This window comes from Pseudarthrobacter sp. 01T43 (assembly GCF_056398665.1).
Genome location: NZ_JBFTPV010000003.1, coordinates 299,041 through 311,213 on the forward strand (window position 1 = coordinate 299,041; position 12,173 = coordinate 311,213).

At 59.4% G+C, this 12,173-nt stretch carries 7 protein-coding genes; 3 read left to right on the plus strand and 4 right to left on the minus strand.

Features of this window, described 5'->3' with window-relative positions:
* Window positions 1–86: 86 nt before the first annotated feature.
* From AC1DIM_RS04860 to AC1DIM_RS04875, 4 genes are read right to left on the minus strand one after another with little or no spacing between them, the layout of a single operon-like run.
* Window positions 87–2,162, minus strand: coding sequence for an AIPR family protein (locus AC1DIM_RS04860; RefSeq protein ID WP_477709361.1), 2,076 nt, complete (start codon window positions 2,160–2,162; stop codon window positions 87–89).
* Window positions 2,159–3,160 (minus strand): PD-(D/E)XK motif protein, encoded by a 1,002-nt coding sequence (locus tag AC1DIM_RS04865; protein ID WP_477709362.1) that lies wholly within the window; start codon window positions 3,158–3,160, stop codon window positions 2,159–2,161. Before AC1DIM_RS04865 ends, AC1DIM_RS04860 begins: the two co-directional genes overlap by 4 nt.
* Window positions 3,153–5,891, minus strand: a complete 2,739-nt coding sequence (locus AC1DIM_RS04870) for a Z1 domain-containing protein (RefSeq protein ID WP_477709363.1) — start codon at window positions 5,889–5,891, stop codon at window positions 3,153–3,155. The genes AC1DIM_RS04865 and AC1DIM_RS04870 overlap by 8 nt, the downstream gene beginning before the upstream one ends.
* A complete protein-coding gene (locus AC1DIM_RS04875; protein ID WP_477709364.1) occupies window positions 5,888–7,363 on the minus strand; it encodes an ATP-binding protein in 1,476 nt (491 codons plus the stop codon). Before AC1DIM_RS04875 ends, AC1DIM_RS04870 begins: the two co-directional genes overlap by 4 nt.
* A gap of 337 nt (window positions 7,364–7,700) precedes the next feature.
* On the opposite strand from AC1DIM_RS04875, the gene dcm reads away from it, so the two are divergent.
* The 3 genes from dcm (at window position 7,701) to AC1DIM_RS04890 (ending at window position 11,737) form a co-directional block, all read left to right on the plus strand.
* Window positions 7,701–8,948, plus strand: a complete 1,248-nt coding sequence (dcm, locus tag AC1DIM_RS04880; RefSeq protein WP_477709365.1) for a DNA (cytosine-5-)-methyltransferase — start codon at window positions 7,701–7,703, stop codon at window positions 8,946–8,948.
* Window positions 8,949–9,059: 111 nt separating this feature from the next.
* Window positions 9,060–10,310, plus strand: coding sequence for a type II restriction endonuclease (locus tag AC1DIM_RS04885; RefSeq protein WP_477709366.1), 1,251 nt, complete (start codon window positions 9,060–9,062; stop codon window positions 10,308–10,310).
* Between the two features lie 416 nt (window positions 10,311–10,726).
* The gene (locus AC1DIM_RS04890; RefSeq protein ID WP_477709367.1) at window positions 10,727–11,737 is read left to right on the plus strand and encodes an MvaI/BcnI family restriction endonuclease; all 1,011 of its coding nucleotides are present in this window, start codon (window positions 10,727–10,729) and stop codon (window positions 11,735–11,737) included.
* The last annotated feature ends 436 nt before the right edge of the window (window positions 11,738–12,173 follow it).

Sequence of the window (12,173 nt, forward strand, 5' to 3'; positions counted from 1 at the left end):
GCGCTCGAAAGTAGGGAAGGTCATGGTGGCCTTTATCCGGTTCACGTTTGTGTTTCCGCGCTAGCTTGGGATTGCCTCTGGGCGGCTCATATATTGGTGAATCCGAGGTCCTGTATTTTCTGCAGGGCCCCGAGGATGACGGCGCTTTGGCGGTCTGTGGGGATGGCCGGGGTTGGCTTGGCAACGAGTTTAAGGACGCCGAGTTCCTTTTCGGTGAACGCGCGGTGCTGCTGCCCGTAGCTGATGGCTTCTGCCCATGCTGTTGGCGGGATCTGCAGTACTTTCATGGTTGCGTTGATTCCGTTGTCTATTTTTTGGGTAGCGGCAGCTTGACGCTGGCGGTCGATCTGCTTCGTGGGGGAAACCAGTGCACTCATGAACGTTTCCGGGAAGCGGATGGGAATCTGCTCAACGAGGTTCCAGCACTCAGCACGTTTGGCCCACTCCGTGACGTTGTTGACGGGACGATCGGGAGAGTTGAGTATTCCAAGGACCAGCCTGCCTGTTTGGACGGCAAAATCACGGACGGGTTTGGGCAGCGACTGGGTCGCCCACACCGTGTTGAAGTCCAGCAGGTGCCCCTGGCCCTGTTTCTCGATTTCACGGGCGATTTTCGCCACGGTGTAGGTGACAATATTGGCCAGGTAGCCCTTGTCGTACCACTCTGCTTTAGCGATATCCGCGCGGATTGTGTTGAACATGATGGCCCGGGCGACGACGCTCTTGAAGTAGAGCTCGTTGAAGTCCGACTCTGATCGTTCCCAGGTGTCCGCCACGGAGTTTGCGAAGGCCATGAAGTTCTTTTGGGCGCCTTGGCTGACGATGTGGGGCTTCTGCTGCCACGAAAGCTCAAACTTTGCCACATCCGTTTTCGTCATCACTTGGTTCTTCGGATTGCGAGCCTCAAAGGCCCTTGCCTGTGCAGCGCCGCCACGTGACTTTTCGTTCAGGTACTGTCCCCGGGTCCGCTCATAGAACCAGTATGTTTGATACGACTTGCCCGCCAGAGCCGGTGCCACGACGCGCCGGGAAAGCTCCTCGATACGGCGGTGGAACGCGCTGTTCGAGAAGAAGTCTGCTGCGCTAACCTTGTTCTGGCTGTTTGCATAGCGGGAGACATCCGGAACGATTTCCTCTGCCTTGGCGGAGTCGACAACGATGAGTTTCATTTGGACGAAGATGTCGGACAGGTCCGGTTTGGGGGACGTGTCTTTCCGCAGGTTGTACAGGGATGCGGTGGTCTGGCCGCCGTTGACAATCTGCAGGTTGTGGATCCCGCGGAGGACCGGCATGTCTGATGAGGAGTCGACCGCCACCGCTGTTGCGGTTGCGGTGATGCCGTTGTTGTAAGCTAGGAACATTTCCGGTTTGGAAAGAGCTGTTGTCTTGATGCCTTTATTGACCATGCCGCGGGCGCTGAGGTAGCTGCGCACGTTGCTTTCGAGCAAACGGCTTCCGTACTGGCCGTAGAGGTCCGCGACCACGTCGCCGGGGACCGATGCGAGGTAGGTTACGAAGTCCTGGCTTTTGCCCTCGGTCTTTAGGACGGGCAGGCCGTTGGGGAGCCATTGCTCAAGATCAATTTCGATTTCTGACCGGCCACTGTTGGACTCCTGGATCTGGTGAAGCCGCTGCAGGTCCCAAATGTGATACTCGATGGGGACACCGTTGAGTTCGGAGCTGACCACGTCCTTCATCCGGTCGCTCGTGCGCGCATCGGTCAGAACATACAGGCGATAGCGGCTGACGTTGCGCCCGCGCGAGCGGAGGTCCCGGGCGAGCTGGTAGGCCACGGAGCTTTCCTCAAGTGCGTCTTCGAGGAAGTTCTGAACGGACTCTGTGAGGAAGTATTCAAGGGACTTGAGCCGCTTCTTGGCATCCGGAGTGGAAAGGACAGCGATGTCTTCGGAGTCGCGCCAGTCGACCACGGCCAGAGAAATCTGGCCGTCAGCGTCGTCTAGGTCGAATCCGTCAATGGCTAGGTTCTGACGTTTGGAGCCTAGGCCTTCATAGTGGAATACCTGAAGGTTGTCGATCTCTTCGACGTCCGAAAGCCGCTCGGACATCAGGTTGGCGAAGGCGCCGGCGGCGAAATCATTTTCCGATTCGGCCCGCGCCCGCACGTCGGACTTAAGGCTCAGGTGGAATTCTTCAATGTTCACAGGCTGATGGCTCCGGGGTCGGGAACGGATATTGATTCGTCTGAGGGGACGGTGAACGTCAAGAAATTGTTTAGGGCAGGGATCTTGATGCTGTAGGAGACATCCACTACGTCAGTGGGAATCTTGGAGGCACGCACGGCGGGGAAGTCAGGGGAGACCGTAAAACCCCGGTAGCCCACGGGAAGGTAGTGGTGTTCGGCGTAGTAAGGATTGCTCTTATCAACCCGGAGTTTTTGCTCCAGTTTGAAGGTCAACCGTTCCAGACTGGACAGGTCGCCGGCGTGGATGTCCTCCACATGGCGGATAAGGTCCACCAGGGTCCAGGACCCTGCTACCTTCACCGGGGTTTCGGTCAGGGTCACCAGAACGAGGTTCATGGATGGCGCATCCAACTGCTCGGCCGAGGAAATCCGCACCGTTGTGGAGTCCGTATGAACCGATTTGACCTCATATACGTGATCCACAAACTTATAGTCCTGATCACTTCCCAAGGGGCCCTGCCAAGCCTCCTGGATCTGCTCGGCGGGGGCATGAATGTGGCCGGAGACGAATCCGAACCACATTTCCGCGATCAGCCCGCGGACCTGCGACTGTGAAAGGGTGTCAGAGTCGTGGAAGGTCATCAGCTTCTTCCATTCCCCCAGTGCCACGGCGAATAATGACAGCCCATCGGCTTCAGAGGAAGCGCCTTTGCTGCGTTCTGCAAGATCCCAGCACAGACTCATGAAAGTCTTCTTGAAGCGTAGGTCCGTCAGGGTGAACGTCATGGCCCACTCCCCGTCGTGCCGTAGACCTAGCTCCACCCGGACAGCTGCCGATATTTCAGGTTTCCGCGGCCGGATCTTGGAGCGCACGAAGAATATGGGTTCTCCCGCGTCACCGTCCCCGAAATGGATCTTCAGGGGGTGCCCAACGGACAGCAGCCGTTGCCGGCCCTCCTGTCGCTGGAGCAGTTCGTCCCATGAGGCCAGGACGCTCTCGGGGATCTGCCTACTCATCGGATACACCGTCAAGGTCCTCTGGACCCATTATTTTGCGGAGCATCGATTTGGTAATCATGTACTCAACATCCTCGGTCTCATCAGACGGATCAGATGACGCGTGCGGGAATGCCAGCTTGATGGCGACAATGGGGTCTTTCGGCTTTCTGTGCCCGGCGCCCTCGTCGTCTATCTCATCGGGGTCCATCCCGTAAATAAAGAGGACGGGCCGCTCCAGAAGCCTGATGTATTCGGGCTCCGGCGGGTTTGCAGAGGTGTTGTTTTCCGCGTACTTCTTCTCCATCTCCAACACGGACCGGGCATCGGCGACCAGACGAAAATCGCTGCGGCCGCCCAGGCGCCGACTGCTGCCGGCCACCGCATACGTTTCGTCATTCAACCCGATTGTCCGCTGGTTCAAAGTGATGGTCCTGGCCCCGATGTTCCGGGTCTGGGCGGGCTTATCTGTTCGGGACCTCCCTGTTCCTGCCATCATGACCACGTCCCAGCTGTCGTGAACTGAGCCGGAGCGCACATGGCGTTCCAAGGCCGGGGAGAACTGGAAGTCTTTCAGGTGCGCCGTGAATTTGCCGAGGAAGTCGGCAACCATCAACCGGTCCACATCAGTCCAACGATGACTGAGGGTCTTGTCCCGGGCCACGTACGCGGCGGTGGTGTCGGCTTCAACCGCCTTAATCAGTCCCTCCACGGCTGCATAGTTGTTTTTGACGTGGGTGGGTCTGGCGGAAAGTTTCGTTGTTTCCGGTGACCTCCCGGAGAAGGAAACACGTACCTTCCACTGTGTTGCTGACTTCATTTTGTTGCGGGCAGTTATCAACATGGAGCCTGGGTGCTTGCGCACTGCTACGCCGAAGTCGGACGGCGTGTACCCGTCGTTGTGCATGCTGACCAGATCGGCCCGGAGTTCTTTCACGGACCGGTCGATATACGCGAAGTTGTCGGCTTGCTCGGCGGTGATCCAGACCCGGCAAAGATCCTCGTAGCCTTCACGGTAGCCAAACCACCGTGCCATCTGGAGCAGCGTGTCCGTCGCTGTGGCATGGCGGAAGAAGTAACTGACCATGAGCCCGTCCAGTGTCAGCCCGCGGCTCAGGACGTCCCCGCCCACCACGATCTGGCGTGCCCGCTGTTTCTGGCTCAACGGCTCCGACGTCTGTCTCTTGTTCAGGGATGAGTTGATCACCACCGGAGTGATGTCGGCAACGGCCGAAGGCAGCTCTGCCAGCACTTTGTCCCAGGTGACGCCAGCCGTTGCATAGTGCCTGGTGTAGGTCTCTTTGAGCTGGTCCAGCACCAGGTTGGGTTGGCCTGAGGCGTAGGTCTTGGAGTGGAGGCCGATGGTGTTCTGAAGATGAGTCAGCTCGCTGGTGACATGGGTGAGCACCTGATCCTGAACGTTGATGAATCGTGAGACATTGACCAGCATGGCCCTCAGCTCATCTTTATCCCCGCGAATATCACGGATGGCGTTGGCGATCAGATACGTCCTGATCGCCTCCCGCAGACTCTCCGGGATTCCGGGAACGGAAAGTGACGCCCTGTGCTTGGGAGGGAAGAATTCCTCGGCGTCGGTCAAATTCACCACAGGATCGGCTGCATGTCCCTCTCCCGGGCTGAAGACCTTGTCCGCCCCCACATAGTTGGAGGGCGCTTGGAGGGCATAGATGTAGTCCTTCGGGAACAGATCGTCCTCAACCTCGCTGTCAATAAAGATATTGGCAAAGGGTGTGGCAGAGAACCCGATGTAGGAGCTGCGCTCAAACTTGGTCAGCAGCTCCCGGATAAGGCCGTTGATGACCGTCGGATCGTCGTCTTCCTTGCTCGTATCGACCGAGGCATAGTCCGACTCGTCATCGAGCAAGATCATCGGCAGTTCGAGTTTTCCGTTGGCGCCGGTCTGTTCCTGGAACTCGTTCACAAGACTTTGGAGGATGGACTTGTTCTTCTTGACCACAAACACGAAGGTCTGATCCGGCGTGTTACCCACGTGGATCATCGATGTCCGCTGGGTTGCGGCGTTGAAGTCCGACCAAACGCTCGTCCTCGCCGCCACCCGGCCCACGAGTTCCCTATTGTTGACGCCGATACCCACATAGCGTTCCGGGGTCGCATCCGTTCCCAGTCTGGAGCCCGGCATGGGTTTGGACATCCCCACAACGCCTTCGTCGACACGCTTCTGGGTCTGCTGGCGAAGGTAGCCGGTGTGGCCGCCGAGAACGACGATCAGCCGGTATCCGGCATCGATTGCCTTATTGAACAGTCCGAGATAGGTTCCGGTCTTGCCGGACTGGACATCACCCAGCACCAGGCCGACCCTGTTCCATGCACCAGCCCGGTGGGGATCGCCCACCAGATCAAGGATGTCATCGGTCAGCACGCCCATATCCTTCACTACGCGCGGAGAGATGCCCTTTTCGTTCACCAGCCAGTCCTGGTAGGCGGTCCAGCGCTGCCATTCGATCTGGCCGCGTTGTTGCTTCACCCACGGCTCATAGCCTTCGCCGGTCAAAACGGTCCCGCGGTCCATGGACACACCCATGGAGGCCTGAATCCGCTGGGCAATTCCGGCCAGATCATCGGGTCCGAGGTGCTTTCCGAACATGCCGGCCAACAGGCTCAGGTTATTGTCGACGATTTCTTCCGTCAAAGCACCACCAACGAGCTGTGATTTCAACATCCGCTCCAGCTGAGCTGATTCCTGGGCCCGCATGTCCTCAAGATGCATCATTTCGTAACTCCCGGTTCAGTAACTTCAGTCAGTAGGGCATTGATGTCCCGGCACCGGGAGAACTGTTCAGCAGCCTTGAACCCGTTGATGAAATCTGCTGCGGATCCCCCACCTACCGACCATTGCCGCCAGTATTCGGCGGCAAGGTCTTTCAGGGCCGTCTCGGTCGTGTCTGGTGACTTCTGCGGTTGGTCACCGCTGAGCTTCACATACGCGTCGGTAACGGGGAATGAGGACTCGATGGCTTTCAACGCAGTGTCAAGGGCAAGCAATTGCTCGGCATTGAGCTGATCGGCAAGGTTTTCTACCAGAGGGTGGTCCCGGTTGATCTGGTAATAGAATCCGTCCCTGCTGCTCAGGCCCAGCCATGAACGCGTCATTCTGCCTTCTGAGTCGTCGATGACGCCCTTATGCCGGAACGCACGTTCGCTGGGCTGGATGATCCGATCAATCACTTGTCTCAGCGCCTGCCGAATGGCAGGAGGTGGACTGGCTGCAGACTTTTTGATGTCCAAGGCCCAAAGATGATCGAGGGTGTTGGGGATGTCCACCTGCACCCGGGCGAGTTTTCCCAGCTCGCCTCGGGGAACCAGCCGGAACCACGTTCCCCAGATCACCAGTCGTTTGGCCCGGTAAATATAGAACCCTTGGTTGTCTCTAAGCGGGCCGTTGGCTTGTGCCTGGCTCCGGTCTTTGACGGACATCTTATTGATGAAAGGCAGCGTGTAGGGCCGGAAGGTGATCTCCCCGCCCTCGACGCGGATGATTTCCTTGTGTCCTCGTTGGGTCGCCCTGTTGTGGGTCAGGAATGGGTCCGCGGGCTCGATGTCTTCCAGATTCAGACTGATGCTGAGCTTGTGCCCGTCTTCGCCTTCGAGGAACCGGTGATAAATGAGGGAAAGATGTTCCCTGGCAGCAGCCATTTTGGCCGTGAAATCTTCGGTGAACCTGGCATGGTCGGGATCCGAAAGGTCGATTTCTTCCCACAGGACGACAGTCCCCGACGCCTTGTCCTCCAGATATCGGGTGTGTGTGAGCTTAGAGAGGTCATCCTGGGAAAGGATATACAGCTGCCACTGGCCTGACTCGGCCAGCCGGTCAAGATTCCACTGGACCCCCACCAGGGTTCCGTTCCGTTTGCTGATCAGTGTCAGGACCCGGCACTGGGAGAGCGAGGCCGTCTTCAGACCGAGACCGAACCGGCCAAGATCCCCGGCGTTTCTGGTCGACCGTGCGTCATGGCCGGCGAGTTTCATTGCGTGGCGCACCCCGGCGGCATCCATGCCGGTCCCGTTGTCGCTGATCGATACGAAGGTATTACCCGGTTCTGCGCTGAAGCGGATGTCAATCGCTGTCGCCTTGGCTGTGATCGAGTTGTCGATGACATCAGCGATGGCCGTCTTCAGCGAATAGCCCACTGCCCTCATAGACTCCATGAGCTGCGGCCCCGGTGGCACAACTTCAAATTCCACTTTCCCCCCAATTTCAATCCTTCGTAAACATATAACAGTGCAGCGACATTGCGCGTCTCGGCCCTGAAAGATGCCGGCGCTGCCTTCCCGGCACCGAGGTCAGGCGAGACAAAGCGGGCTGGCTCCGGGTGGAGCACCCGGATGCCGAAGCCTGCAGGCCCTTTGGATGCCTCCGTAGGTCCCCCCGCAAGCCTTCCCTGGCTCTGCGGCAATCTTGTCAGTGGTGAAACGTACAGTGGCTCCTGGTGGATATCTCCTCGACACCCGGCGGCGTGGCACACCCTCTCTGGGTCGTTCATGCGACAGAATGTCAGGTGAACAACCCAGATAGGACATGATGGACAACGCAAATACGCTCCTCGGCCAGGCACGTGCCCGGTACACCCAACGTCAGCTCGCTGACCAGCTCAACGTCTCGGACCGGACGGTCGCCCGTTGGGAGAGCGGCGAGACGGCCTGCCCGACGATGCTCGCCCCGGCCCTGCGGGAACTGCTCGGGCTCCGCCCGGCCGCCGGGGCCGATGATTTCAGGTTCATTGATCTGTTTGCCGGGATCGGCGGGATCCGCAAGGGTTTCGAGGCCCACGGCGGGCGCTGCGTGTTCACCAGCGAGTGGAACAAATACGCTGAGAAGACCTATCTGACGAACTTCCCGGACGATCAGGAGGAGTCCCACACCTTTGTCGGGGACATCCAGCCCTTCCCGGCCCATGAGGTTCCGGACCACGACGTCCTGCTCGGCGGTTTCCCGTGCCAGCCGTTTTCCATCGCGGGCGTGAGCAAGAAGAACTCCCTGGGCCGGCTGCACGGCTTCGAGGACGCCACCCAAGGCACCTTGTTCTTTGACGTGGCTCGGATCATCAACGCCAAGCGCCCGGCGGCGTTCATGCTCGAAAACGTCAAAAACCTCCGCTCCCACGACAAGGGGCGGACCTTTGCCGTGATCATGGAGACCCTGCGGGAGGAGCTCGGCTACGAGGTCCACGCCAAGGTCATCGACGCCATCAACTTCACCCCCCAGCACCGGGAGCGGATCATCATCGTCGGCTTCCGCGAACCCACGGATTTCAGCTGGGAGGATCTGGAAGTCCCCCCGGTCGGCCCGAAACTCGACACAATCCTGCACCGGACCGACGGCACCGAGCCGTTCCTCGAATGGGACCAAGACCGGTTCTTCGACCACGAGAACGCCGAGGTCCAGCCCAAGTTCACGCTGACCCCGAACCTGTGGACCTACCTGCAGGCCTACGCCGCCAAGCACAAGGCCGCCGGCAACGGCTTCGGCTTCGGTCTGGTCCACCCGGCCGGGACCACCCGGACCCTGTCGGCCCGGTATTACAAGGACGGCTCCGAAATCCTGGTCGCCCAGGACGGCAACCGTCCCCGCCGGCTGACACCGCGCGAATGCGCCCGCCTTATGGGCTACGAGGACACCTTCCGGATCCCGGTCAGCGACACCCAGGCCTACAAGCAGTTCGGCAACAGCGTCGTCACCCCGGTGATGAAGGAAATCGCCCGGATCATGACCCCGCACGTCATTAAAATCACCAGCCAGCCGGCCGTCGCGGAGAGCCTGTCGGCCTGACACGCCCGGCAGCGTACGCCGAGTGCCGCGGCGCCGGGAAACCCTGGCGCCGCGGTACTGTCAGTTCCGCGGCTCGCGCCGGGCAATGATGACTACTTGGGGGATTTACGCATGGATTTCGGGGACCTGGCCGATCACTTTGACGGCGTCGCGGCCAAGATCCTCAGCACCGTCGAAACGGTCGGGCGGAGGTCGAATCAGCACGAACTCGACGGCGTCAAGGCACTCCAGGGCCTCTTCGGGCGCCCGGCCGAAAAGCTGATCATCCCCACGCGGTTTCTTGCGGTGACTGATGACACGGACGAACCTGTCGCCGAAGACGGAACCCTGACCTTCTACGATGCCCGGCTCAACACCCCCAACCGATCCGAATACCGCCTGTACTACCCGGCGTCGGTGGACGCCATGAAAACGGCCCAGCCCGGCGACCTGGTCTTTATCGCCAAGCAGAACACCGGTGACGCCCTATTCATCGTGGCCCCGGCCGGCTCCAGCATCGCCGCGCAGCTGGACTGGCTCTTCGGCACCGACGTGCTCGAACACCATGGCTTCTCCGTCCGCACCGGACTGGAAAGCGGCCACGACAGCCTGGGCCTGACCGCCATGTATCTGCTGGACATGCTCGGCATCGCCGTCGAGCCCGCCAACGATGACTGGCTGGAGAAGATTCTGGCGAAATTCGGGCCCCGCTTCCCCACCTCCGCGGAGTTCGGCGCCTTCGCCCGCTCCACCCTGCCTGATCTGCACCCGGCCGATGACCCGGACACGGTCCTGATGGCTTGGCTGGAACAGGAGGAAATCCTCTTCCGCACCTTGGAACGTCATCTGGCAGCGGACACCCTCGATGCCCTTTATAGTGACGGGCACGTCGACGTGGACCGGTTCATCGAAGTGTCCCTGTCCCTGCACAACCGGCGCAAAAGCCGCGCCGGGAAAGGGCTGGAAAACCATCTCATCGCCTTATTCGCCGCCCTAGACGTTCGCCACACCTTCAACCCGGTAACGGAAAACCGGGCACGCCCGGACTTTATCTTCCCCGGCATCGATGAATACCGCGATCTTGGTTTCCCTCACGTGGATCTGACCATGCTGGGCGTCAAGACCACTTGCAAGGACCGGTGGCGGCAGGTCATCAGCGAAGCCAAACGCATCGATGACAAGCATCTGCTGACACTCGAAAGCCCGATCAGCCCGGCCCAGACCGACGAGATGCGCGACCACCGGATCCAGCTCGTCATCCCCCGGAGTCTGCACGAACCGTACAAACCGGAGCAACGGCAATGGCTGATGGGCGTGGATGATTTCATCCAGCTGGCCCGGGACCGAGATCAGCAAGGGCCTCCTCAGCTCGCGCTGCTCTGAGTGCCTCTGTCACCCGTATTCGAACCGTGCCCTTCGCGGGGAACAGGGCGCGCCGCACCGTCCTAGGTCAGCAGGCGTCCGTCCCCTGGTTGGGTGGCGCGCTCCGTTTTCGCACCACGGCTGAGACGCAGAACTAGCCAGACTAATTTCTGGACGGCTATGGTGACTTTGGCAATGCTGGAATACGGAATCGAAAACAAGAGACGACCATCAACGAATCACTCAGGGCTTACATTGGCTCGTTCACCGATAAACCCGATTCCGTCTCTGGTGAGATCTTTGCGAAGATTCTGGCCCAAAACGATGACAGCAGCCGGCACGGCGTCCTGATTCCGAAGCCAAGCTACGGGTTCTTTCCCGAACTGCCGATCCCCGACCCCGACAAAAATTCAACAGTTGCCTTCTCGGCCCAAGACATGGCAACGAACCATGTCAAAAATCTTTCCTGGATCTACTACCAGCGGTACCCGGAGCGGAGAATCACCCGCGCCGGGCCACAGCTAGATGATCGTGCCCATGGCCGCAGACTCCTCATCCTTACCCGGCTGAACCTCGCCTCGGGTGAGAGCGTCTACTTCGTGGACGTAGCCCTCGAACACTTGGATCCACGGTTTGCCAGTTTGGCCATACTCTTTTTCGGGGATGCTCCAACCAGTCCCGGAGCGTACGCTGTACTGCCGCTCGATGCTCCTCAATTTGTGATCGACCAAGACCTTAACGAGCTCCTGGAACGATTTGACCGGGTGAAGGCCATGGGGTGGATTGACAGCCTCCGGTCCGGCGACACAGGGATCGGCTACACCTTCGAAACGCTTGTGGGGATTGAAGAAAACAACCACCAATTGGCAGATTTTCGGGGCATCGAGATTAAGTGCAAACTGCGTAAGGAGTCCGTCTCGCCGTCGGGAAAGATTAATCTCTTCCAGCTGGCACCCCGTTGGACGCTTCCTGGACCGAATCGTAAAAGACTCGACGTAATCGGAGCACCGAACGCGGGTGGCGTCCTGTCTTGCTACTCGCAGGTCACAACGACCCCGAACAATAAGGACCTGTGGCTCAGTCCATCGTCCTCAAATCCTGCACTTGACGTGTTCAAGCACGAAGACATGATTGGGCAATGGGAGCATCAAAAGTTGGCTAAGCGACTATCGGAAAAACACTCAAGAGCTGTTTTCGTTAGCACGCAAAGCCGAAGCCAAAGTGGCCGCACCCAGTACCGTTACAGCCACCTCCTCTACTGTGAACGTCCCCACATCGATCGTTTCGTGTCGCTAGTGGCTGCACGCCGCATTGTGTTCGAGTTTGCTATGCGTTTGTCCGCGCAAGGGAGGGTCCGCAATCACGGATACCCTTGGCGGCTGGTCGACGAACGCGATCTGGAGCAGCTGTTTGCCCTCCAGGTTCAGCTCCGACAGGACCCTCGATAACCCGGCTACAAACATCATCTTGGGTGGCGCTAAGCGCGTGGCCCTGAGCTACACTAAAGGTCCGTGCAACCACGAGTGCATCCACCTGAAACCTAATGACTGCCCCGCGCGCACGAGCATGAGAACGGGCTCCCCATAATCTGAGCTTCATTCTCACGCGCTGCCACGACGTGTCACGTTACTGGCACAAGAGCGGACTCGTCTCGCCGGCGTGTTCAGTCAGCTGAGGAGTCTTCTCCGCCTTGGCTATGCCACGAGACGGCGGTCTTGCTACAGGCCTTCCTGATCGAGCCGACGGCCCTCCTGCCTGCGTGAATGGCCTCAGCGTAATAACAGGCCGCTTCGCGCCATTCGTCATGTATCGCAGTGTCCTGCAGAAAGCGGACTGCCCGCCTGAGCGTAGCGAGCGCGTTTGCGTCGAATATGGGCCGAGCAG